Genomic DNA, 23791 nt, shown 5'->3' on the forward strand with positions numbered 1-23791 from the left:
CCCTTCCGGGGGGGCCACATCCCGGACAACGATCTACCAACCACCTTGCGAACAGGACGACGAGCGTGAGTGACGAGCAGACTCCCGGCGGCACACAGCCCATCGAGGACGCAGCGGACGGTGCGAACGTGGCCGTCGGCCACGACCGCGTCGAACCGGTCGACCTGAACGCAGAGATGCAGCGCAGCTACATCGAATATGCGATGAGCGTCATCGTCAGCCGAGCGCTGCCCGATGTGCGGGACGGGCTCAAACCGGTGCACCGGCGTATCACCTACGCCATGTACGACGGCGGGTACCGACCCGACCGTGGATACAACAAGTGCAGCCGTGTCGTCGGTGACGTGATGGGCCAGTACCACCCGCACGGCGACACCGCGATCTACGACGCGCTGGTCCGCCTGGTGCAGCCGTGGAACATGCGTTACCCCCTGGTCGACGGGCAGGGCAACTTCGGCAACTCCGGTGACGACGGCGCCGCGGCCGCTCGGTACACCGAGTGTCGACTCCAGTCGCTGGCCATGGAGATGGTGCGGGACATCCATGAGGACACCGTGGACTTCCGGCCCAACTACGACGGAAAGAACCTCGAACCGGACGTTCTGCCTGCACGTTTCCCGAACCTCCTGGTCAACGGGAGCGCTGGCATCGCGGTCGGGATGGCCACGCAGATCCCGCCGCACAACCTCCGTGAGGTCGCCGAAGCAGCACAGTGGGTGCTGGCACACCCGGACGCGACCAAGGAAGAACGCCTCGAGGCCTGCATGGGCATCATCAAGGGGCCGGACTTCCCCACCCGTGGACTCATCATGGGGCGGAAAGGCATCGAGGACGCGTACCGCACCGGCCGCGGATCGATCGTCATGCGGGCCTCCGTCCAGGTCGAGGAGATCCAGGGGCGGACCTGTCTGGTGGTCACCGAGCTGCCCTACCAGGTCAACCCGGACGCACTCAACCGCAAGATCGCGGAGCTGGTGAAAGACGGGCGACTGGCCGGCATCGCCGATCTGCGCGACGAGACCTCCGGACGTACCGGGCAGCGGCTGGTCATCGTGCTCAAACGTGACGCCGTGGCCAAAGTCGTTCTGAACAACCTCTACAAGCACACCCAGCTGCAGACGACCTTCGGCGCCAATATGCTCGCCCTGGTCGACGGCGTGCCGCGGACCCTGCCGGTGTCCGCCTTCGTCCGGTACTGGGTCGAGCACCAGATCGAGGTCATCGTCCGTCGGACGCGCTATCGCCTGAAGAAGGCCGAGGAGCGGATCCACATCCTGCGCGGGCTCCTCAAGGCACTCGACGCCCTCGACGAGGTCATCGCCTTGATCCGTCGTTCCCCGAGCGCCGACGAAGCCAAGTCCGGCCTGATGGGACTGCTCGAGATCGATGAGATCCAGGCCCTCGCGATCCTGGACATGCAGCTGCGGCGCCTGGCAGCCCTGGAACGCCAGAAGATCATCGACGACCACGACGAGCTGGCCCGGCAGATCGAGGATTTCAAGGACATCCTGGATACCCCCGCGAGACAGCGGTCCATCGTCTCGGAGGAACTCGCCGAGATCGTCGACAAGTACGGCGACGACCGACGTACGCAGATCATGCCCTTCGACGGCGACATGTCGATGGAGGACCTGATCCCCCAGGAGGACGTGGTCGTCACCATCACCCGCGGCGGATACGCCAAACGCACCCAGGTCAACGCCTACCGCAGCCAGAAACGAGGAGGCAAAGGGGTCCGCGGGGCTCAGCTGCGCGGCGACGACATCGTCGAACACTTCTTCGTCACGACGACCCACCACTGGCTGCTCTTCTTCACCAACCTGGGGCGGGTCTACCGGGCGAAGGCCTACGAACTCCCGGAGGGGAGCCGCGAGGCCAAGGGACAGCACGTCGCCAACCTGATGGCTTTCCAACCCGAGGAGCGGATCGCGCAGGTGATGGCGCTGCCCGACTACCAGGTGGCGCCCTATCTGGTGCTGGCCACCAGGAACGGTCTGGTCAAGAAGACCCGCCTGGCCGAGTACGATTCGCCCCGCTCCGGGGGGTTGATCGCGGTGAACCTGCGCGACGGCGACGAACTGGTCGGCGCCCGGGTCTGCTCCGCCGACGACGACTTGCTGCTGGTGAGCCGCCAAGGACAGAGCCTGCGTTTCCATGCCACCGACGACGTGCTGCGTCCGATGGGACGGGCGACCAGCGGGGTCACCGGGATGAAATTCCGTGGAGTCGACGAGCTGCTGTCGCTCTGTCTGATTCCTGACGGTGACGACCCGGACGTCTTCGTGGTCTTCGAGAACGGGCTGGCCAAGCGGACCCCGGCGTCCGGTTACCCGGTCAAGGGTCGAGCAGGGCTGGGTGTCCGCGTGGCCGCGATCTCGGAACGAGGCGGAAACCTGGTCGGTGCCCTGACCGTCGGTGAGAACGACGAGGTCATGGTCGTCATGGAGAAGGGGAAGATCGTACGCAGCCGGGTCGATGGTGTCCGTCGGACCGGGCGGAACACCATGGGAGTTCAATTCGCCAAACCGGACAACGGTGATGCCATCGTTGCTGTTGCCCGAAATGCCGAGGCTGAGGGTGAAGACTCGGATACGAATGAGGATTCCGCTGGTGGCGGCCTCGAAAATAGCGCCCCGATGAGGAACGATGAGGGAAATGACGAGACCGTCTTGGACACCGGAGTCACCTCTTCGGAGTAATGAGGGTAGCGGTAGCGTGGTTCTGAAAGATGACGACGCCGGAGGTGGCGAGTGACGACGAAAAGCGGCGCGCCTGGAGTGCCGAGCGCAGCTCGGGGAGAGCCGCGCCCGACGCCGGGCAAGAAGACAGGTCCGGCGAAGACGGCCAGCATGCCTACCACGCCGGTGCCGGTTTCCCCTGCTAAATCTGCTGGAGGTGCGGCGAAGTCGGCACCTGGTCCGGCAAAGCCGGCCGGAGGGCCTCCGCAGGCTTCTCCTGGGCAGACCAAGCCGATTCCCGGGCGGGGACGCCCTGCTGGGGTTCCGCCCCGGCAGCCTCCGCCTGCGCAGCCCAAGGCCGGGCCGGTGAAGCCGCCCCCGGCGAAGCCAGGGTCGGGGCCTGCGCCGAAGGCAGCGCCGGGGCCGGTCAAGCCGGCTCCTGCTTCGGCTCCTGGAGCGTCACCGGCATTGGGGTCTGCCGCGCAGCAGCAGGGTGGCGTGCGTCAGTCCGACGCGCGCAGGGTGAAGTTGACCCTTTCCCGGATCGATCCTTTCTCGGTGCTGAAGATTTCCTTCCTGCTCTCCGTGGCCTTGGGTATCGCCGGAGTCGTGGCGGTATCGGTGTTGTGGGGTTTGCTGAGCGGAATGGGTGTTTTCTCCACGATCACCGACTCGATCAACGAGCTCCAGGCCGGAGCGTCGAGCAACAGCCGGATCGATGTCTCCGACTGGTTCTCCCTCGGGAGGGTTGCGGCCCTTTCTGTGGTCTTCGGGGTGTTCAACATCGTGATGATGACGGCGATCTCCACGCTGGCCGCAGTGATCTACAACGTGTGCGCAGCCATGGTCGGCGGCGTTCAGATGACCCTTTCGGATGACTGAACAGGACCGGGGATTCCGTGTCCTGGTCGCGTTTTGGACGAGCGGAGAACGTGCGGTAGCCTAAGGTGCCGCCAGGTCGCAAGCCCAGGCGTGATGGGCCTATAGCTCAGACGGTTAGAGCGCTTCCCTGATAAGGAAGAGGCCACAGGTTCAAGTCCTGTTAGGCCCACCCAATTGAGAGGCCCCGGAGAAATCCGGGGCCTCTCAATTTTTATCCGGATTCCGCACCACCCCTGGTCATCTCCTGTTCTCTGCACGCCAAGCGGTGGCCCGAGCCGTCTTCGCGGCCTCACAGGGCTTCAGCGACGTCAATTAGCCTGGAAGGCGATGGTCGCGGAGACCGGCTCGTCGACCCGGGCTCTGCACATTGCGCCATGTCCTTCGTCGGACGACAGCCCACGATCGGAGAAACCTTTGCCGGCTGCCCTTGCCCGCGGAATCGCCTCATGGACAGTCTCGGTGCCCATCGGCGCCGTCCTCCTCCTGGCAGTCAGCTGGGGAAGGGACATCCCTCCGCTCCTCGTCGGCGTGGTCGCTGTCGTCCTGGCGATGAGCGTGCTGGCTGCCGTGCACCACGCCGAGGTGGTTGCGCACCGGGTGGGAGAACCCTTCGGATCACTCGTCCTCGCCGTGGCCGTGACCGTCATCGAAGTAGGGCTCATCGTGACGTTGATGACCGCCGGCGGGGAAGGAGCAGCCACCTTGGCCAGGGACACGGTGTTCTCCGCTGCGATGATCACGATCAACGGGATCGTGGGGCTCGCACTTCTGGTCGGTGCTCAACGGCACGAACTCCTCTACTTCAACGCCGAAGGAGCCGGCGCGGCACTGGCCACCGTCCTCACCCTGTCGACCCTGGGTCTGGTGCTCCCCACCTTCACGACCGCTGAGCCGGGGCCGCAGTACTCCGGCAGCCAGCTGGCCTTCGCCGCCGTGTCGGCGCTCGTTCTCTACGGGTTGTTCGTCCTCACCCAGACGCGCCGTCACCGGGATTTCTTCCTGCCTGTCGAGGTGGGTGCGAGCTCGCACGGTGAAGGACTCGAGGAGGACGCCATCCACGCCGAGCCGCCCACGCTGCGTGCCACCTTCACCAGCCTGGCCTTGTTGATCTGCTGCCTGGTCGCCGTCGTCGGACTGGCGAAGGTCGAATCCCCGGCGATCGAGGCCGGAGTGCGCGCAGCAGGGTTGCCGCACTCCTTCGTCGGCGTGGTGATCGCCTTGCTCGTTCTGGCACCGGAGACCCTCGCCGCGGTGCGCGCGGCACAACGCAACCGGATGCAGACCAGTTTCAACCTGGGGCTGGGGTCAGCCATCGCCTCGATCGGTCTGACGATCCCCACCATCGCCTTGCTCTCCTTGTGGCTGCCCGGGCCCATCCACCTGGGCCTGGACCCGCTGCAGATGGCACTGCTGGTGATCACCGGCGCGGTGGCCACGTTGACGATCGTGCCCGGGCGTGCGACCAGGTTGCAGGGCGCCGTCCACCTGGTGTTGTTGTCGGCCTTCGTCTTCCTGGCCGCCAACCCCTGAAACCCTGGCGGGCAGACAGACAGCGCACTACGGTAGGTGCCCTCGACGAAGGAGCAACACAAGATGGCGATTCCCCTGGTGATCGACACCGACACCGCCCAGGACGACTGTGTGGCACTGCTGGTCGGCCTCCTCGACCCGGCGGCCGATCTTCGCGCCATCACGATGGTGGCCGGCAATGTGGGTTTCGACCGACAGGTTCGCAATGCCTGGATGACGCTTTCGGTCGCAGGTCGACTCGGTGAGGTCCCGGTTCATCTGGGATGTCGTCGTCCGTTGATGCGGGCGTGGGTCTCCGCGGAGGACGTCCACGGGGACGGCACCGGCGGGCTCACGATGGACGACACCGGATGCGAGCCCGAGTCGGAACACGGCGTCGATGCCTTGATCCGTCTGGCCGAGGAACACGCGGGTGAACTCACCGTGGTGGCCATCGGACCGCTGACGAATATCGCCGCTGCGGTGTCGAAGGACCCGGGTTTCGTGGACAAGGTGAAGACCTTGGTCGTGATGGGCGGTTCCAACAACGGGCGCGGAAATATCACTGCCGCCGCAGAGTTCAACTTCTATGTCGACCCAGAGGCGGCCAGGATCGTCTGCGAGGCCGGGTTCAAGGATCTGGTGGTCGTGCCGTGGGCGCCGCTGACCGTCCGTGATGCCACCTTCGGACGTGACAGACTCGCGCGGCTGGCATCGCTGGATACGCCGCTGTCGCATTTCTTCAGCAGGATCATCGACGCGACATTGGCCTTCGACGAGGCAGTGGGGATCCCTGGATCAACCCACCCGGATTCGTTGTCCGCGGCGATCGTGCTCCACCCGGAACTGGTGACCCGTTTCGCGCCCTATCACGTCACTGTGGAGACCTCCTCCGAAGCGATGAGGGGATACTCGGCGATGTCCTGGCTCGGGCCCCAGGCCGCAGCCCAGGTCGCCGAGGGGAGCCCGGTGAGTGAAGTGCGCACCGTTCATCAGCTCGTACCGAATGCCACTGTGATCGAGGAAGTCGACGCCGACGCCTTCTTCAGCTATGTGGAGGCTTTGTTGGGGAGGGGGACATCGCCCTCACGCCCAGTCGCGTAGGCTTGAGCCATGCGGAAATTCGTCGTATTGGGCGTGGCCGTCGCCACGGGATTCTTCGTTGCACGCAAGCTGCAGGCGAAGCAGGAGGACCAGGCGTTGTGGGCTGAGGCCACCGACCCTGCACCGGCCCCGGTTCGGCATCTGGGCTGAGACGTCGTAGGCTGTCCTTCGACACCCGCTCTGCGGGGAGGGCGCGAATGCGTCCGTTCGGGGCCTTGGCGCAATTGGTAGCGCACCTGCTTTGCAAGCAGGGGGTTAGGGGTTCGAGTCCCCTAGGCTCCACTCGATCTACCAGCGAGAACAGAATAGCGGACAGGCTTTCTGGACGACCGATTAAGTTACCCGCTCAGTTACGGACGAAATTTACTGACCGGTGCGTGACTTCGTGCGGAGCGCGCTCATCGCAGCGAGGCCTTGTCCGATATCCCGTCTCAGTTCTGCGGATTCCCGGCAGGTCCTCGCGCCACACCCCTTCACCGATATCGCCGTCGCCTGGTGAAAGTTGCCTGGCGCGAGGACGCCGATCACACGATCTCCACCGGCGGATACTTAGGGGTCCACATCCGCTGGAAGACGTCGTCGACCGGATCGGACAACGGCCGCCGGGCCACACCCTCGGCCTCTGCTGCTCGGGCCACAGCCAGGGCGACCTGAGCCGACACCGGGCGGAGCTCGTTGATCGAAGGCAGCAGGGACGCGCCAGGACGGTAGGCATTGGCATGCGAAGCCAGAGCCTGAGCTGCCGCCGCGATCATCGAATCGGTGACCCTACTGGCCTGGCAGGCAGCGACACCCAACCCGATCCCCGGGAAGATGAGGGCGTTGTTGGCCTGGGCGATGTAATGACGGATCTCCTGATGGTCAACTGGTTCGAAAGGACTCCCGGTGGCGATCAGCGCTTTTCCGTCCGTCCAGTCGATCAGCTCAGCCGGAGTGGCTTCGGCGCGTGAGGTCGGATTCGACAGCGGCATGATGATCGGCCGTTCGCAGTGCCGGTGCATGGCTTCCACGACCTCCCGGGAGAAGGCCCCGCCCGCAGTGGAAGTGCCGATGAGCATCGTCGGCTTGACCTGGCGCACCACGTCGAGCAGATCGATCCGCTGCCCGGGCGAGAACCCCCAACCCTCGACTTCGGTGCGAGACCGGGCGAAAGGACGCTGGAAGTCGAGCAGATCAGGCATGTCGTCGACGTACAGGCCCTGGATCCCGATCGGATAGAACTGGCGGACGGCTTCGCTGCGAGGAATGCCCTGACGGCCCATGTGGTCCAGCAGAAGATTGGCGATACCGATACCTGCACTGCCCGCGCCGAAGGAGACGATGCGGTGGTCGGCCAGCGGATGCCCGGCCACCTCGACCCCGGCAAGAATGGCCGCGAGCACGACGGCAGCGGTGCCCTGGATGTCGTCGTTGAAGGTGCAGTGGTCGTGCCGGTAGGTCTCCAGGATGCGGTGGGCATTGCCGGTACCCAGGTCTTCCCAGTGCAGCATTGCATTGGGGAAGACCCGGGAGGTGGTCTCCACGAAGGCACGGATGAACTCGTCGTACCGCTCGCCGCGTACCCGGGCATGACGCTCTCCCAGGTAGAAGGGGCTGGTGAGGAGCCCGAGATTGTCGGTTCCGGTGTCGAGGACGACAGGGACCGCGCGGCGGGGATGGATGCCGGCCGCTGCGGTGTAGACGGAGAGTTTGCCGATGGCGATCTGGATGCCGCCGATGCCCTGGTCGCCGATGCCGAGGATGCCTTCGGAGTCGGTGGCGACGACGAGGTCGACCTCGTCCGGGTCCAGACCGTGTTCGAGCAGAGACTTCTCGATCAGGTCAGGCCGATCGATGGACAGGAAAACCCCTCGAGGGCGGCTGTATTCGACACTGAAACGTTGGATGACCTCGCCGATGGTGGGCGTATAGACGATCGGCATCATCTCTTCGAGGTGGTCGGCGAAAAGCCGGTAGAAGAGAATCTCGTTGCGATCGCGCAGGTTGGCGAGATAGTTGCTTTTCGCGAAGGGGGTCTTCGCTGATTTGTACTGCTCGTAGACGCGGCGTACCTGGTTGGACATGGAGGTGACGCCGGTGGGGAGGAGCCCACTGATGGCGAGCTCTTCGCGTTCGTCCTCGGTGAAGGCGGTTCCGCGGTTGGTCATGGGGTTGGCGAGGACGGCTCGTCCTCGGGCGTGGATGCGTAGCGATCCGTCGCGGTGCGTGGTGTCGAGCTCGTAGTCGGGCATCGGTCCGTTCCCTCGGCCGTGGGCGCTGGCCTCGCGATCGTAGTGCACCGGTGCAGGCCGTGGCGCGGTTGCGGGCTACCGAGATGCAGTTCAGCCGTCGGCAGCGGGTATCGGCGGTGGGGTGATTTCGGATGAAAAGCTGTGAATTTTTATGAAATTTGTTGGTATATAGGCGAAACGATTGACATATGCGTCATCGTGCATATTAGTATCGGCGCATGAGTTCTGAGCGCATGGAGATCGCCTCGCGTTGGCTTGCCACGGCAGACCTGTTCAAGGTGCTCTCCGCCCCGTTGCGCATCGGGATCATCGAGCTGTTGGTCGAACGGCCCCGAAATGTGTCCGAACTCGTGGACGCACTCGGAGCCCCGCAACCACTGATCTCCCAACACCTGCGGATCCTGCGCGAGACCTGCCTGGTCCAAGGGAACCGGTCCGGACGGGAGACCACCTACAGCTTGATGGACGACCACGTCGCCCACATCGTGCGAGACGCGATCGCCCACACCTCGGAACACGATCCGAGCAAACCCAAAGAGACCCACCAACCCCGGAAGGATCCGACATGAGCCACGTACTCGCCGAGCCCCACACCGACCACCAGCACGGCCCGAACTGCGGACACGAAGCTGTCGTCCACGAGGACCACATCGACTACCTGCACGACGGCCACGCCCACCGTCTTCACGAGGACCACGTGGACGAGTGCGACACCTGCCAGTGCGAGCACTGCAGCGACCTTTGCGTGACCTGCTCCTGCACGGACTGCGCCTGCCCCACCTGCAACCACAACACCTGCCAGTGCGAGCACTGCAGCGACCAGTGCGTCAGCTGCGAATGCACGGACTGCACCTGCCCCACCTGCAAGCACGCGGCCTGATCGCGCGTCCGTCGCGCACCGAGGTCGGAAGAAGACCTGCCCCATCGCCGGCGTCCCATGACGGCCATGGACAGGCAAGAGAGGGCGTCATCATCATCGGATGACGCCCTCTTCGCAGGATCACCGGCGGTTACACCATCACGTCGACGCGACCGACGCCGAGACCACCCCACCCCGAGGCCGCAACAGCTCCCCCAACTCCGCAGGAGAGTGCGCGACAGCCATCGCCTCGACCCACTCCGAAGCCTCCCCGTACCCCCAGGAGACCGCGATCGTCGGTACCCCATGCGCTCCTGCCCCGACCACGTCATGATGCCGGTCGCCCACCATCACCGGACTCGACAGATCGGCCCCCGCCGCGCGCAACCGCTCCAAGGCAGACGCCACCACGGCAGCCTTCGTCCCGGAACTCTCGTCCGGAGGCGACCCACAGACCGCGACGAAACACTCACCGACCCCGTACCCGGTCACGACCTCCACGGCCATCGACTCCAACTTGGACGTCGCCACCGCCATCGGAAGCCCCGCCGCAGCCAGCTCCCGAATCAGGTCGAGCATCCCCTCGAAGGGCGGGGTCCGGTCCAACCGGGCATGCAGCGTAGCCCGATAACGACGGATCGCCTCAGCGACCTGCTCCTCCGGGATCTGCACGACCTCACGCAAGGTCTGCCCCAACGGCGGACCCACGATGCGCCTGGTCTCGATGCCGGACAAGCCGGGAAAACCCATCCCGACCAAGGTCTCGTGCAGCGTCGAGACGATCGTCTCACCGGATGCGCTGATGGTGCCGTCGAGATCGAAGAGGACAGCGGTCGGCTGCCCCGGCATAGATGTCACAGAAACCTCACTCGTCGCCGACACATGACAGGAAGGTAGGACGTCGGTGGCCCGATCATCCGACCGGGCCACCGACGTCCTACCTGAACTGTCAGTAGGTCTTCTTGTCCTTGTCCGTGCCGGACGCCGGCGGCATGTCCTCTGCGCGGGCCTCGGTCGACGGCGGGATCAGATCGTGGTTCTCGAGAGGCACCTCGGACACCTGACCCGACGAGGACGAGAACATGGCAGCACCGCTGCCGACGGGGGACGAGGACGCCGACATGGTGGACTCCCGACCCTCGGTCGGAGGGACATACGGGTCCGCCAACGGGCGCGCCCACGGGTCGTCCTGCTCCGCAGCCTTCTTGTTCACGTACCAGGCGATCACACCGGCCACCGCGACGATGCCCGCCGCGGCCAACAAGCTCGAGCCGAAGCCGCGCTTGCGCCGTTTCGGTGCGACGACGGCGTCACCCTTGAGGACCATCGCGGCATCGGACGCCCGGTGCATGGCATCGGACTCCTTCACCTTCTGCAAAGCGTCCGACTTGGCCGCGGCACCAGCCGCGACCGCGGCGGAAACCGCACCGACGACCTTCGGGACAACCTCGTCGACAAAGGTGTCCTTCGCCTCGGAGACCCGGGGGAGGACATCCTCCTCGACCTTGGCGCGGGCCTCACCGAGCTTGGGTGCGACCGCGGCACCGGCTGCGGCCAGAGCCGGCGCAGCCAGGTTCTTCCCGTGGTCGGTCTGCTCGGCGACCTTCGTCCGGACCTTGGACGCGGCTTCGCTGGCGGCGGGGATCAAGGAGTCCTTCAGTTCACTGACATCGGCCGTGCTGACCGGCAGCTTCTCGATCGTAGGGACGGTGACCTTCTGCTTCTTGCGCTGGAACACGGTTTTCCTCGCTCTCCTAGCATCGCCATCGGCATCGAGACCGGAAGACGGACGACGTTGCGGTTCTCACCAAGCCCACTGCCCATCCTGCCGTTTTTCATGCCTCCTGAACCAACGTATGACGACTCGGGAACGATCCCGGAGGAAGGCCGCAAGGTGTTTCATCACATTCGTCCGACATCGGGGCAGGTTCAGGTCGACCAGCGGTGGGAGGCTCATGGAAGGATGGCGTCCATGAACGTGACGCTGCACACCAATCACGGCGACATCAACGTGGTGCTCTTCCCGGACCACGCCCCCAAGACGGTCGACAACTTCGTCGGGCTGGCCCAGGGCACCAAGGAGTACAAGGACGACGCAGGGCGTACGAACCCCACCCCGTATTTCGACGGGCTCACCTTCCACCGGATCATTCCCGGATTCATGATTCAGGGCGGATGCCCCCTCGGCGAAGGCTTCGGCGGACCCGGGTTCATGTTCGACGACGAGATCAGCCCCGACAAGGACTTCTCGAAGCCGTACATCCTGGCCATGGCGAACGCCGGCAAGCGCGGGGGGCGCGGGACGAACGGCTCCCAGTTCTTCATCACGGTCGCCCCGACGACCTGGCTGCACGGCAAACACACCATCTTCGGTGAGGTCGCCGACGACGAGAGCCGTAAGGTCGTGGACGTCATCGCCGGCGTCCGTACGGGGGGGAACGACAAGCCGGTGGAACCGGTGGTCATCAACAGCGTGACCGTCACGGAATGACCTGTCGAGGAGTTCCACGCTCGTAATCAGAGCGTGAGGAACGTGCGACGCCCCCCGGCACCCCCGGGGGGCGTCGCACGTTGGGGGACGTGACAAGGAGGAAGCTCATGACCACGCCGTACGGTGCACCTTCGCCGGTATCCGGTCCTATGTGCCCGCGCCACCAGGGTGTGTTGACATATGTCACCTGCCAGCGGTGTGGACGGCCGGTCTGTCCTCGATGCCAGGTACCGGCATCGGTGGGAGTCCACTGCGTGGATTGTTCTGCGGAAAGCCGCCGGAATCGGCCTGCCGCCGTGCGGCGGGCACTGTCCGCGGAAGCCGCCCCCTATGTCACCTACGGATTCACCGCGGTGATCTGCGTGGTCTACGTGGTGCAACTGCTCGTCCCCTCGCTGACCCTGCAGATGGCTCTGGTGCCGCTCCTGACGTGGCGAGAGCCTTGGCGTCTGTTGACCAGCGCGCTGGTGCACGACCCGAACTTTCCTCTGCACCTGGTGGGGAACGCACTGCTCCTGGTGCTTCTGGGACGAGTCGTGGAACCTGCCCTGGGGCATCTGCGCTACGCGGTGATGTGCGTGTTGAGTGCCCTGGGTGGTTCGGTCGCGATCGTGTGGATGAGCGCGCCGCCGGACAATCCGATGACCCGGGACCTCAGCTGGGTGACACCGGTTCTGGGCAGTTCGGCCATCGGCTACGGCCTGATGTGTGCGCTGCTGGTGCGCGAGATGCGGGGGCGGGGCGATGTGCGTGGGGTCACCGTTCTCATCGTCCTGAACGTGGCTTTCTCGTTGATGATGCCGAATGTTTCCTGGCAGGGACACCTGGGCGGTGCGGTGGCAGGCGCGGTGGCCACCTGGCTGCTTTCGGCGGTGGGCTCACCGTTGAGACCGAAGGCGCTCGCCTGGGCCGTGGGTGGGGTCGGTAGCTTGTTGATGGTGGGGGCGGTAGTGGCCAGATTTGCTGTGATATCCCCTTATTGGGGCGGTTTCTCCGGGTGATTCCCTGATTTTGCGGAGGGGATCTTCTGTTCGCGGATCTCCTTGCGCACCAAGGGGATCGGTGAGTTATCCACAGACTTATCCACAATTGGGGATGAATAACAGCGGTGTAATCACAGCGGTGTGAACAACTGTGGACGAAGGGGGTTTCTCATTCCGAAAGGTGCCGTGGCCTCGGCATACGAGGCAGTGTCAGCCACCCGCCGATCGACTTATCCACAGGGATTATCCACAGCCCATGTGGATAAGTGGACGAAGCTGTGGGAAAACCAGGCCTGGGCGCACGACAGCCCGCACCAACACGCACACACGCAAAAACGCGGCCACCCACGGCAGCCGCATCCTGCTCAGAATCAGGTCAACGCCAGTTCGTCGTCATCAGGAAGCCCACCATCAACAGACCGCCACCAGCCGCCAGGTTCCAGTTACCCCACGCCTGAACCGGGAACTTCCCCAGACTCGCGTAATAGACGACGACCCACAGGCACCCCAACACCATCAAGGTGACCATCATCGGAGCCCACCACGAAGGGCTCACATCATCGATCTTGGCTTTCGACGGAGCCACCGGACGACGCACGCTCGTCGGAGCAGACTTCGCCTGTTTCTTGGTCGGGCGGGACTCACTCACTACGAACTCCTGATCGAACGCGGTCCACAAGAACGCCAGAATACCTCTCTAGGGTAAGCGCCGTCGGATCGACGGACCCAGGAGTCCCCTCAGGAAAGGAAGAACTGACCAGACCGGGCCGGGCCCGGGCACGTCCTCGACGGAAAGCACCCCAGGAAAACATGTCCGACACAGGCGAGTTTCCCTCAACGAAGGGCGAACCGAGTCGACAATCAAATGTGACCAGCGAAACAGGAGCCGATCCGGAGACACCGACCCAACGCCGGACCGGCGCGGTCGTGACCGGAATCATCGGAGAACTTCTCATCACCTTCGGGCTCCTCGTCCTCCTCTTCGTCGGCTGGCAGGTCTGGTGGGTCACCCGCGCGGCATCCCAGGCCTCCGCCACCGTCGTCTCCGACCTCGGCCGAGAATTCGCAGACCCCGCACTGACCGGCACCTCCTCGACGCCCGGCCCCGCCCCAGCCACCGCCAGCGCACTCACCAACGCGGGCACCCCCACCGGCAAAGCCTTCGGACTGATCACCGTCCCCCGCCTCGGCAACGGACCCCAACCCGTCCTACAAGGCACCTCCACCGCCCAACTGGACAAAGGAATCGGGCACGACCCCACCTCCGCGATGCCCGGCCAGATCGGCAACTTCGCCACCGCAGGACACCGGGACACCTACAGCCACCCCTACAACCGCATCGACGCACTCCGCGAAGGAGACAGCATCGTCGTCGAGGTCAAGGACGGATGGTCCGTCTACCGCGTGGACAACTCCAAGATCGTGCTACCGCACCAGGTCGAGGTCTTCGCGCCGGTGCCAGACCGGGTCGGGGCCACCCCCACCGAATCCTGGATGACCCTCATCGCCTGCGAACCACACTGGACCGCGCAGAAACGCTGGGTCGTCCACGCCAAACTCCAACACTGGGTACCCCGAAGCCCGGCCACCCCCGACGCCGCAGCCAGCCCCGTCGTCCGCGCCGCCCTCGCCGCCCCCACCGACCACCCGACGGGACACTGACATGTACGCCGCGCTCTGGAAAGCACTCCCCGGACCCGCGCCCCTCCGAGCCCTGATCTGCCTCGTCCTGCTCGTCGCGGTCGTCGTCATCTGCTTCACCTGGATCTTCCCCTGGCTTGCCGAACGACTCCCCGTCAACGACCCCAGCATCTCCGCTTCGGTCACGACCCCGACAATCGCACCAGTACGCTGACGGGCTAAAGACCTCATCGAAAAGCGAAGAAGGACGCCGTGACCAGGATCCTCGTCGTCGACAACTACGACAGCTTCGTCCACACCATCGTCGGATACCTCGAACAACTCGGCGCAGAATGCGACATCCGCCGCACTGACGCCGTCGACGCCGACGCCTGCGTCTCCTACGACGGCGTCCTCATCTCACCAGGTCCGGGAAGCCCGGAATCGGCCGGGGTCAGCATCGACATGATCCTCGCCTGCGCACAGGAGAACATCCCGATGCTGGGTGTCTGCCTGGGACATCAAGCACTCACCGTCGCCTACGGAGGCGTCGTCGACCGGGCCTCCGAACTCCTCCACGGAAAAACCTCACCGGTGATCCACTACGGACACAGCATCTTCACCGGGCTGCCCTCACCGTTCACCGCGACCCGTTACCACTCCCTCATCGCAGTGGAAGAAGAACTCCCCGACTGCTTGACGGTCACCGCTCGCACCGAATCCGGGACCATCATGGGAATCAGCCATCGGGACAAAGAACTTCACGGAGTCCAATTCCACCCCGAAAGTATCCTCAGCGAAGGAGGACACCGGCTCATCGCCAACTGGCTCAGCCTGTGCGGACAACCCGACGCCGTCGACCGAGCCGCAGGACTCAGCCCCCTCGTCCGCCGCGGAGCTGCCGCTAACGCCTAGGCAGAACCGGCATCGGCGGTGGTGCCGGCGGCGGTGCCGGCGGCGGCACCGGCTGCGGCAACGAAGCCGTCGGCGACGGAGGCTTAGGCGAAGCCGTCGGCTTCGACGGCGGTAACGGATCCGAAGGGACCGTCACCGTCACCGTGGGAACCGCGCGCGGACGCTCACGGATGATCAACGTCCGCACCTCAGTGCCCATCGGAACGCTCTGGCCTGCGTAGTCATGACGCTGAACGGTGCCTGCCGGGCCATTGGCATCCACATAGGAGGGCACCAGCTTCAACCCCAGCTTCATCAGGATCGACCGGGCCTCGCTCTCCGGCTTCCCCGACAGATCCGGCACCCGGACCTTGCCATTGCTGACATACAAGGTGACCGTTGCACCCTCGGGAACCGTCGCACCGGCCTTCGGGTCGGTACGGACCACCCGATCCGGCCCCTGCTCATTGCTCTCCACCGACTCGACCCGCACCACCAGCCCGGCATCCTTCAGGATCGACTGCGCAGCGGCCTGGTCGTAATTGGTCAGCTCAGGGATCGTCACATTGCCAGGCCCCGAACTGACGTCCAAACTCACCCGGCTCCCCGTCGGTGCCTGATGGCCGCCATCCGGGCTCTGCCGCACCACGATGCCCTCGGCAGCCTTGTTGGGGACCCGGCGGATATCGGCCGCCAGCCCCAACCGCATGAGCTCGTCCTGCGCATCCTGCAAGGTCTTCGTCCGGACGTCGGGGACAGTCACCCCGCCGACATCGCCGATCTTCCCCTGATAAGCCAAAACCCCCATCGTGACCACCAACGCCAGACCGATCGCAGAAGCCACGGCGATCAACAACTGACGACGACGCGAAGCCTGCGGAAGCACCAAGGGCAGCGAATCCGTCGAAGATTCCTTCTTCTCAGGTGTCTCCCCGGCCTGACCCCCCGCCCCGGCCTGGCCTTCACCTGCGCCCTCGGCCGTCGCCACGTCCTGGACAGTGGTCTCGGCATCAGCCGGATCCACCGCAGCCGGTACGGGAACCGCGATGCTCGGCTTACGCCCCGCAGCCAAGGCCTCCAGATCGGCAGCGAACTCGCTCGCGCTGGAATACCTGTCCTGCGGCTCCTTGGCCAAGGAATGCAGAACCACCGCGTCGATCTCGGCCGACAAGGTCTCGTCATAGGTCGACGGAGGCTGCGGAGTCTGCCCGACATGCTGGTAGGCGATAGCCAGCGGGCTGTCTCCGGTGAAGGGCGGACGCCCGGTCAACAGTTCGTAGAGCACACATCCGGACGAGTACACATCGGCCCGGGCGTCGATGCTCTTCCCCTGAGCCTGCTCCGGAGAAAGATATTGGGCGGTACCCACCACCACCGACGTATTCGTCAAGGTCGCCGCAGAATCAGCGATGGCGCGAGCGATACCGAAGTCGGTCAGTTTGACCTCGCCCTCGGTGGTCACCATGACATTCGCCGGTTTGATGTCACGATGCACCAGACCGTTCGCATGGCTGAAGGAAAGCGCCCGCAACGTGGCCGCCATGATCCGGCAGGCCTCCGGCGGTTCCATCGGCCCGCCACGTTCGTGCAGCATCTCGCGAAGGGTCTTGCCGTGCACCCGCTCCATCACGATGAAGGGCACCGCGATATCTGCCCCGCCCAACTCCGTGGCCGAATCCTCGCCGGAGTCGTACACCGCGACGATCGACGAGTGGTTCAGACCGGCGGCAGACTGCGCTTCCCGCCGGAAACGTTGCAGGAAGCTCACATCCCGGGCAAGGTCCGAACGGAGGACCTTGACCGCGACCTCACGGCCCAGACGCGTGTCCCACCCCGCATGGACCTCAGCCATGCCACCTCGACCGATGAGTTCGCCGATCTGGTAGCGGCCGACCAAGACCCTTTCGTCGGTCATGGTCGGTTCACTCCCCTCAGCAGGCATCGGCTCGGTCAACACTGCTCCCTATCAAAACGTCTGGACAAGATCGTGCGGTCGCCGACTCAGTTACGAGACGAGGGGGTCGTCGACGGCGTATTCGTCGACGGGGAAGGACGTTCCCGATCCCGCATGCCCATACTGACGGTCAACGTGATTTTCCGGTCCAACGGTTGGAGGCCTGAAGGACTGATGGCAACGACCGTACCCGGTGGAAGCTCCGACTCCACATCCTCGGTCACGATCTGTGTGAAGCCCCGACGGGTCAAAGCGCCGGCGACGATCTGAGCGTCCTTGCCACGGTAGGTGGCCAGATCGATACTTGCCGAGGCCGCAGGCTTCGGCGGAGGCGGCGGCGCATTGCTCGGACGCGCCGGAGTCGAGGAGGACGACGAAGAAGAGGACTCGGACGGGGTACTCGGCGGAGCAGAGATCGACACACCGGACGACGGTTTCGGCGTCGGCTTCGACCCCTCCCCGACGAGACCGGTCATCCTCAACACCGCGAAGATCGCCACCAGGGTCAACACCCCGAAACCGGCCACCATCCAGGGGTTGGTCTTCCGCTCCGGCAACGCTACCGGCCGGGACGGCCCGGACGGACGCCCACCCTGTCCCGCACCATACCGGTCGGCAGGATGCGTGGCATATGCGGTAGGAGAGGTCAACTGCCTGGTCGAGGACTGCTCCGGCATCTGGCGGGTGGCGAACCCCTGAGGCACCGCGGCCGCCGCAGCAGCAGGACCACCCTTCATGGCCTTCGCCACGGCACGGGCGCTCTCCGGGCGTTGCGCAGGATCCTTCGCCAAGCAGCTTTCGATCACCGCTGCCAGTGCGTTGGGCACCGAGACCGGCAACGGCGGGGGCACATTGTGGACGTGGGCCATCGCCGTCGCCACCGCCGACCCCTCGTCGAAGAGACGCTCACCGGTCAGCAGCTCGTAGGCCACACAGCCCAACGAATAGATGTCCGAACTTCCCGAGACGGTCTTGCCCATCGCCTGCTCCGGAGAGATGTACTGGGCCGTGCCCATCACCTCGCCGGTACGCGTCATCGGAGCCGCGTCCTTCGCCCGGGCGATACCGAAGTCGGTCAACTTGGCCACGCCGTCCGGGCGCAACAGGATGTTCGCCGGCTTCACGTCACGGTGGATGACCCCGGCTTCGTGGGCGGCCTGCAGAGCCTCTGCACACTGACCGATGATCATCGCCGTCCGCCGTGGTGACTGCGCGCCCTGCTCCCGGATGATCTGGGAAAGTGGCTCGCCCTCCACGAACTCCATGACCAGCCACGAGGCGCCGTCGTCCTCGCCGTAGTCGTACACCGTCGCGATATTCGGGTGGCCCAGCAGAGCCGTGTGCCGCGCCTCCTCACGGAAACGCTCGGCGAAGCCCTCCTGCTGGGCCAGGTTCGCCGAGAGGAGCTTGATGGCGACGGTGCGGCCCAGGACCCGGTCGCTGGCCCGCCAGACCTCGCCCATACCACCTACCGCGATGCGGGAGACGAGGGTGTAGCGATTACCGAAGACGGTACCCGGCTCGATGCTCATCGATTGATCACAGCCTTCATGACTTCCTGCGCCAAAGGTGCGGCGTTGAACGAGGGACCGGGGCCCGGCGCAGGCAGACCGCCGTTTTCGACGAGAACCGCGACAGCAACTTTCGGGTCGTCGGCCGGGGCGAAGGACATGAACCAGGCATGAGGTGCGAGGGCACGGCCCTGAGCATCGTGGTTCTCCGCGGTACCGGACTTACCCGCGACCTTCACACCGGGGATGCGAGCAGCCGCACCTGTTCCGACCGGGGATTCGGTGACCTGGACCATCATGCGGTTCAACGCGGCGGCGATCGGTTCAGTCGTCGCGCGGGAGTATTCCTGAGGTTTCGTGGTGTCGATCACGTCCAGCCCGGAGCCACGGGTCTGACGCACCAGGTAGGGCTTCATCACCGAACCCTTGTTGGCGACACCGGCCGCGACCATCGCGATCTGCAACGGGGTGACGTGGACATCCTGCTGACCGATGGCCGTGTAGGCGATCTTCGGGGGGGTGTCCATGACTCCGGTGGTCGACGGGGTGACCTTCATGGGGATGGAGAGTTTCTCACCGACCCCGAATTTCTTGGCCTGGGCCTTGAAAGCATCCGCACCCATGTCCAAACCCAACTGCGCGAAAGCAGTGTTGCAGGACATGGCCATCGCCTCGGTCATGGTCACCTCACCACTGCCGCAGGGTCCACGCCAGTCGTTGGGGAGCTTCACAGAGGTCTGCGGGATGGGCAGCTGAGCGACACCGGTCAGTTTCGAGTTCTCGTCACGGCCCTGCGCCATCCCGGCCGCAGCCGTGATGACCTTGAAGACCGAACCTGCCGGATAGAGGTCACCGGCGATGGCCCGGTTCACCAACGGCTTCGAGGCGTCGGTGTTCAGACTCTTCCACGCCTTCTGTGCGCTGCTGCCGTCCAGGGTGGCGATGGTGTTCGGGTCGTAGTGGGGGTGGCTGACCATCGCGAGGATGGCACCGGTCTTGGGGTCGAGGGCCACGATCGCACCCCGGCGGTTCCCCAGAGCCTTGTCGGCGGCCTGCTGAGCCTTCGGATCGATGGTGAGTTCCAGGTTCACCCCGGCAGGCCGTTTCCCGGTGAGCAGGTCCCCCAGACGTCGGTAGAACAAGGCGTCCGACTGCCCGGAGAGCAACTCGTTGTTGGTCAACTCCAAGGCGTTCGCCCCGTACCCCAAGGAGAACCAGCCGGTGAGATGACCGTACAAGGGCCCCTGCGGGTAAGAACGTTTGAACTTGATGTTGCCGTCGTTCTTGTCGGAACGGGCGATCTGGGTCTGGTCGACCAGAATCGCACCGCGCTCCTGTTCGTAGGCGGACAACAAGGTACGTCTGTTCCCCTTGCTGTCACGCAGCGTCTTGGCGTCGGCGTACTGGACCCATGAACCGAAGACCAGTAGCAACGCGAACATTCCCGCGACCAGGACAGACAGTCTGCGGATAGGCGCATTCATGGACTCTTCACCACACTCGTGGGCGCGTCGGCTGCGGCAGAGGTCTCATCGGGATCCGGCAGCGGCCGACGCGCGTGATCGCTGATCCGAAGCAGGATCGCCACGATGGCCCAGTTGGCCAGGAGCGATGAACCGCCCGCAGAGAGGAAGGGCGTGGTGAGACCGGTCAACGGAATGACACGCAGGACACCACCGACGATGGTGAAGACCTGCAGCGCCATGGTGAAGGACAGACCCGCGGCCAGCAGCTTGCCGAAGCCGTCGCGTGTGCCCAAAGCGGTCCGTAGACCACGTTCGATCAACAGAGCATAGAGGACGAGAACCGCGAAGATCCCCACGAGTCCCAGTTCTTCGCCGAGACTGGCGATGATGAAGTCGCTGTCGGCCAACGGCGTCAGGTTCGGACGACCCTGCCCCAGACCGGTGCCCAACATCCCACCTGCGCCCAGACCGTACAAACCCTGACGCAACTGATAGCTCTGGTCGAAGTACTCCGGCGCCCAGGGATCCAACCAGATGTGGACTCGGCGCTGAAGGTGGGCGAACAGCAGATAGGCCACGAAAGCCCCACCGCAGAACAGCGTCATGCCGATCGCGATCCAGCTCTTACGCTCCGTCGCGATGTACAACATCCCTACGAACAGTCCGAAGAAGAGCAGCGAGGTCCCCAGGTCACGCTGGAAGACCAGGACCGCCACCGAGAGCGCCCAGGCGATCAGGATCGGACCCAGGTCACGTGCCCGGGGAAGACGGATACCGAAGATTTCCTTACCGGCCAGGGACAGAGCGTCGCGGGTCTGGATGAGGTAACCGGCGAAGAAAACCGCCAACAGGATCTTCGCCAGCTCGCCAGGCTGGAAGGAGAACGGACCGATGCGGATCCAGATCTGCGCGCCACCGGCCTCGATACCGATCACCGGCAACAGCGGGAGCAGCAGGGCGACCAGGCCCGAAGCCATCGCGGTGAAGGTGTACCGGCGCAGAATCCGATGATCACGCAGGGTGACCAGGACGATCGCGGCCACCACCATCGACAACCCGGCCCACATGATCTGACGTGGGGCGACACCGGAAACACTGCCGACAGCGATGTCCAGCCGGTGGATGATCACGATGCCCAGACCGTTCAACAAGGTCGCCACCGGCAGCAGCAGCGGGTCGGCATAGGCCGCCCGCCATCGCAGGACCAGGTGGAAGGCGATCGCGAAGGCCAGGACCCAGATGCCCTGGGTGAACAGGTCGACCGGGATCTTCCCCGCAGTGGCCAGACCGACGTTCAAGTAGGCGAGCAGCACGATGAGGACAGCGAAGATCAACAACACCAATTCGATGTTGCGACGCGTACGGGGACGAAAAGTACTCACCGTGGTCATGGTGAGGTCCCGCAGGACGAACTGAACCTCTTGCTACGGCACTCCTGCGCTTCCCTGCGGAGTTCGTCGATACGTTGCCGGGCAGCGTTGAGATCGTTGGTGCGCATCTCACCGTCCAACCTGGTGCGCCACATCTCGGGAAGATCCGACACCGGGATGTCCGTCCGGCTCTCCACCTGGGACAGATGGAGAGGACCCAGCGTCTGGGGGACCCCCCGATAGATGGCGACCTTTCCCTCGGACTGGCCCACGTAGTACTGGTTCTGCGCCCACTGCCAACCGCTGAAGGCCGCAGCACCGAAGGCCAGGGTCAACACCGTGATGATGACCACGGCGCGTACCCACGGACGGGGGCGGGGGTCGTCGTCCTCGTCGTCGATGTCCTCCTCATGAGGGGCCCCGGCCGCCATACGAGCCAGGGCTGCCGCCTTCTCGGCAGGTGATGCCGGCACTCCGGACACACGATGACGCCGTTCCGCGGCCGCGCCCACGATGGTCGGCTGAGGGGAGACGTCGACCGCAGTGGGCACGATGTCGCCCAGGACACAGGTGACATTGTCGGGGGCGCCGCTGCGCATGGCCAGGTCGACGAGCCGCCGAGCGGTCTCCAACGGGTCGTAGCCCATCCGGATGACCTCTGAGATCGTGTCGAAGGCGACATAATCAGACAGGCCGTCCGAACAGATCAGGTACCGGTCACCGATCCGAGGCTCCCGCATCGACAGGTCGGGCTCGTCACCGGGCGCCCCGGTCAGTACCCGGGTGACCAGCGAACGCTGCGGATGGTACTCGGCTTCCTCCTTGGTGATCCTTCCCGAGTCGACCAAGGTCTGGACGAAACTGTGGTCCTTCGTGATCTGGAAGAACTCCTCGCCACGCAACAAGTAGGCCCGGCTGTCCCCGATATGGACCAGGGCCAGACCGTGCGAGCCGGCCTTCATCAACGCGGTCAGGGTCGTCCCCATCCCCGCCAACTCAGGGTTGGCCTGCATCTCGGTGGCCAACGAGATATTGGCCTCCGAAATGGCCGCAGCCAGGATGTCCAAGGCGTCATCGGAGCCGTGGCTGTCACCGTCCAACGGCGCCAGCCTGGCCAATACCAGCGAAGAAGCCACATTCCCGCCGGCATGTCCACCCATGCCGTCGGCGACCGCCAACAGATGAGGGCCGGCATAGCCGGAGTCTTCGTTCCGCGATCTCACCAAGCCGACATCAGTGTGAGCCGCGAAGTCCAGGGCGAAGGTCATCGACTACCGCCTGAGTTCCAGCACCGTGGTGCCGATCCTCAGCTGGCTGCCGTCACGCATCTCAATCGGCTGCGAGATGCGCTGACCAGACACGAAAGTGCCATTGGTGGAGTTGAGATCCTCGAGATACCAATGTCCTGCCTCCTCGAAGATGCGGGCATGACGGCCCGAAGAGAAGTCGTCATCCAGGACGAGAGTGCACTCCGGGTTACGACCCAGGAGCACTCCCGAAGAACGGAGCGGCACCGTCGTTCCGCGCAACGGACCCTCCACGATGACCAGCGAACGTAACCCACGCCCCCGACGCTCTGCACGGCTCGAAGGCACGTTCGAGGTCGGACGAACCTTCGCCCGACCGTCGGCGGCCTTCTTCACGATGCGGGTTCCGTACAGATCGCTGCGGATCACCCCGACGATGCTGAACACGAAGAGCCACATCAGGATGAGCAGACCGAGCCGTACGGCGGTGAGGGTGAGTTCGCTCAATGTCCCTTCACCGCCTGCCCGAGCGGATGACCAGGCTGGTCCTCCCGAGGGTGATCCTGTCTCCGTCGGTCACATGCTGGCTGGTGATGCGGTCACCGTTCACGAACGTGCCGTTGGTCGAACCCAGATCGCGCACCGAGATGGCGAAATGCGGCCCGTCGTGCGTCACCCGGATCTCGGCATGCCGACGGCTGATGCCCGCATCCTCCAAGGTGATGTCGACATGCGGGTCGCGGCCCAGCACTGTCAACGCGCTCAGCAACGGATACCCGTGACCGTCCATGTCCAGCCACGGACGCTCGCTCGGATCGACCCGAGCCGCCGACGGACGAGGCGGAGCCGGAGCTTCCCGAGGATCCCGGTCGTAGTCGTCGTAATCCCTTCCACCGTAGGCAGCCTCCCTGCCCGCGGGGGGCTGGGCAGGCCAACGGTCGGCTGCAGGGGCGGCCGGAACCGCAGCGGCTGCTGCCTGGTACGGGTCGTAC

At 64.8% G+C, this 23791-nt stretch carries 24 protein-coding genes and 2 tRNA genes; 14 read left to right on the forward strand and 12 right to left on the reverse strand.

Going from position 1 to position 23791, the window contains the following annotated elements; all coding sequences use genetic code 11:
- Positions 1-65: 65 nt before the first annotated feature.
- The 3 genes from gyrA to AUCHE_RS13225 all read left to right on the forward strand — a co-directional run bounded on the left by gyrA (position 66) and on the right by AUCHE_RS13225 (position 3729).
- The gene (gene gyrA / locus AUCHE_RS13215) at positions 66-2699 is read left to right on the forward strand and encodes a DNA gyrase subunit A (RefSeq protein ID WP_006503831.1); all 2634 of its coding nucleotides are present in this window, start codon (positions 66-68) and stop codon (positions 2697-2699) included.
- A gap of 477 nt (positions 2700-3176) precedes the next feature.
- Entirely contained in the window at positions 3177-3560 is a 384-nt protein-coding gene (locus tag AUCHE_RS17605; RefSeq protein WP_006503832.1) for a DUF3566 domain-containing protein, read from the forward strand.
- Positions 3561-3655: 95 nt separating this feature from the next.
- Positions 3656-3729: transfer RNA gene (locus tag AUCHE_RS13225), tRNA-Ile, on the forward strand.
- 139 nt (positions 3730-3868) lie between these two features.
- Here the strand turns inward: AUCHE_RS13225 and AUCHE_RS17610 are convergent.
- Entirely contained in the window at positions 3869-4027 is a 159-nt protein-coding gene (locus tag AUCHE_RS17610; RefSeq protein ID WP_006503833.1) for a hypothetical protein, read from the reverse strand.
- On the opposite strand from AUCHE_RS17610, the gene AUCHE_RS13230 reads away from it, so the two are divergent.
- From AUCHE_RS13230 to AUCHE_RS13240, 4 genes are all read left to right on the forward strand, one after another.
- Entirely contained in the window at positions 4020-5090 is a 1071-nt protein-coding gene (locus tag AUCHE_RS13230) for a calcium:cation antiporter (RefSeq protein WP_006503834.1), read from the forward strand. The genes AUCHE_RS17610 and AUCHE_RS13230 overlap by 8 nt on opposite strands.
- A 63-nt stretch (positions 5091-5153) precedes the next feature.
- Positions 5154-6173 carry a nucleoside hydrolase gene (locus AUCHE_RS13235; RefSeq protein WP_006503835.1) on the forward strand — a complete coding sequence of 340 codons (1020 nt, stop codon included), beginning with the start codon at positions 5154-5156 and terminating at the stop codon, positions 6171-6173.
- Between the two features lie 9 nt (positions 6174-6182).
- A complete protein-coding gene (locus tag AUCHE_RS17120; RefSeq protein ID WP_006503836.1) occupies positions 6183-6323 on the forward strand; it encodes a DLW-39 family protein in 141 nt (46 codons plus the stop codon).
- 59 nt (positions 6324-6382) lie between these two features.
- Positions 6383-6455: transfer RNA gene (locus tag AUCHE_RS13240), tRNA-Ala, on the forward strand.
- A 242-nt stretch (positions 6456-6697) separates the two neighbouring features.
- On the opposite strand, the gene AUCHE_RS13245 is transcribed toward AUCHE_RS13240, so the two are convergent.
- Complete coding sequence (locus AUCHE_RS13245) at positions 6698-8404, reverse strand: NAD-dependent malic enzyme (protein ID WP_006503837.1); 1707 nt, start codon at positions 8402-8404, stop codon at positions 6698-6700.
- Positions 8405-8622: 218 nt separating this feature from the next.
- Here AUCHE_RS13245 and AUCHE_RS13250 point away from each other — a divergent pair, with 218 nt between their 5' ends.
- Together AUCHE_RS13250 and AUCHE_RS13255 are read left to right on the forward strand one after the other, a co-directional pair.
- On the forward strand, positions 8623-8973 hold the full coding sequence (locus AUCHE_RS13250) for an ArsR/SmtB family transcription factor (RefSeq protein WP_006503838.1): 351 nt from the start codon (positions 8623-8625) through the stop codon (positions 8971-8973).
- Entirely contained in the window at positions 8970-9284 is a 315-nt protein-coding gene (locus AUCHE_RS13255) for a hypothetical protein (RefSeq protein WP_040322535.1), read from the forward strand. Before AUCHE_RS13250 ends, AUCHE_RS13255 begins: the two co-directional genes overlap by 4 nt.
- 138 nt (positions 9285-9422) lie before the next feature.
- Here the strand turns inward: AUCHE_RS13255 and AUCHE_RS13260 are convergent, their stop codons facing one another.
- Entirely contained in the window at positions 9423-10112 is a 690-nt protein-coding gene (locus tag AUCHE_RS13260) for an HAD hydrolase-like protein (RefSeq protein WP_052024928.1), read from the reverse strand.
- A 100-nt stretch (positions 10113-10212) separates the two neighbouring features.
- Positions 10213-11001 (reverse strand): hypothetical protein, encoded by a 789-nt coding sequence (locus AUCHE_RS13265; RefSeq protein WP_006503841.1) that lies wholly within the window; start codon positions 10999-11001, stop codon positions 10213-10215.
- A 234-nt stretch (positions 11002-11235) separates the two neighbouring features.
- On the opposite strand from AUCHE_RS13265, the gene AUCHE_RS13270 reads away from it, so the two are divergent.
- Positions 11236-11754: a peptidylprolyl isomerase gene (locus tag AUCHE_RS13270; protein WP_006503842.1), complete on the forward strand. Its 519-nt coding sequence runs from the start codon at positions 11236-11238 to the stop codon at positions 11752-11754.
- A gap of 296 nt (positions 11755-12050) precedes the next feature.
- Complete coding sequence (locus AUCHE_RS13275; protein ID WP_052024929.1) at positions 12051-12755, forward strand: rhomboid family intramembrane serine protease; 705 nt, start codon at positions 12051-12053, stop codon at positions 12753-12755.
- 358 nt (positions 12756-13113) lie between these two features.
- Here the strand turns inward: AUCHE_RS13275 and AUCHE_RS13280 are convergent, their stop codons facing one another.
- Positions 13114-13386 (reverse strand): cell division protein CrgA, encoded by a 273-nt coding sequence (locus AUCHE_RS13280; RefSeq protein WP_006503844.1) that lies wholly within the window; start codon positions 13384-13386, stop codon positions 13114-13116.
- A 218-nt stretch (positions 13387-13604) separates the two neighbouring features.
- Here AUCHE_RS13280 and AUCHE_RS13285 point away from each other — a divergent pair, with 218 nt between their 5' ends.
- The 3 genes from AUCHE_RS13285 to AUCHE_RS13295 are packed head-to-tail and all read left to right on the forward strand — an operon-like array spanning position 13605 to position 15272.
- Positions 13605-14399 (forward strand): class E sortase, encoded by a 795-nt coding sequence (locus tag AUCHE_RS13285; RefSeq protein ID WP_006503845.1) that lies wholly within the window; start codon positions 13605-13607, stop codon positions 14397-14399.
- 1 nt (position 14400) lies between these two features.
- On the forward strand, positions 14401-14592 hold the full coding sequence (locus tag AUCHE_RS13290) for a hypothetical protein (protein WP_006503846.1): 192 nt from the start codon (positions 14401-14403) through the stop codon (positions 14590-14592).
- Between the two features lie 38 nt (positions 14593-14630).
- On the forward strand, positions 14631-15272 hold the full coding sequence (locus AUCHE_RS13295; protein WP_006503847.1) for an aminodeoxychorismate/anthranilate synthase component II: 642 nt from the start codon (positions 14631-14633) through the stop codon (positions 15270-15272).
- Here the strand turns inward: AUCHE_RS13295 and pknB are convergent.
- From pknB to AUCHE_RS13330, 7 genes are all read right to left on the reverse strand, one after another.
- On the reverse strand, positions 15262-17166 hold the full coding sequence (pknB, locus tag AUCHE_RS13300) for a Stk1 family PASTA domain-containing Ser/Thr kinase (RefSeq protein ID WP_040322577.1): 1905 nt from the start codon (positions 17164-17166) through the stop codon (positions 15262-15264). The two genes, AUCHE_RS13295 and pknB, sit on opposite strands and share 11 nt — an antisense overlap.
- Before the next feature lie 86 nt (positions 17167-17252).
- Entirely contained in the window at positions 17253-18737 is a 1485-nt protein-coding gene (locus tag AUCHE_RS13305; RefSeq protein WP_006503849.1) for a serine/threonine-protein kinase, read from the reverse strand.
- The gene (locus AUCHE_RS13310) at positions 18734-20200 is read right to left on the reverse strand and encodes a peptidoglycan D,D-transpeptidase FtsI family protein (RefSeq protein WP_006503850.1); all 1467 of its coding nucleotides are present in this window, start codon (positions 20198-20200) and stop codon (positions 18734-18736) included. Before AUCHE_RS13310 ends, AUCHE_RS13305 begins: the two co-directional genes overlap by 4 nt.
- A complete protein-coding gene (locus AUCHE_RS13315) occupies positions 20197-21573 on the reverse strand; it encodes an FtsW/RodA/SpoVE family cell cycle protein (protein WP_006503851.1) in 1377 nt (458 codons plus the stop codon). The genes AUCHE_RS13310 and AUCHE_RS13315 overlap by 4 nt, the downstream gene beginning before the upstream one ends.
- Positions 21570-22820, reverse strand: a complete 1251-nt coding sequence (locus AUCHE_RS13320) for a PP2C family protein-serine/threonine phosphatase (RefSeq protein WP_006503852.1) — start codon at positions 22818-22820, stop codon at positions 21570-21572. The genes AUCHE_RS13315 and AUCHE_RS13320 overlap by 4 nt, the downstream gene beginning before the upstream one ends.
- A gap of 3 nt (positions 22821-22823) precedes the next feature.
- Positions 22824-23306: an FHA domain-containing protein FhaB/FipA gene (locus AUCHE_RS13325; protein WP_006503853.1), complete on the reverse strand. Its 483-nt coding sequence runs from the start codon at positions 23304-23306 to the stop codon at positions 22824-22826.
- Positions 23307-23313: 7 nt separating this feature from the next.
- On the reverse strand, positions 23314-23791 hold a 478-nt coding region (locus AUCHE_RS13330), incomplete at its 5' end, for an FHA domain-containing protein (RefSeq protein WP_006503854.1).

The sequence above is a fragment of the Austwickia chelonae NBRC 105200 genome (assembly GCF_000298175.1).
In the GTDB taxonomy this organism is placed as follows: domain Bacteria; phylum Actinomycetota; class Actinomycetes; order Actinomycetales; family Dermatophilaceae; genus Austwickia; species Austwickia chelonae.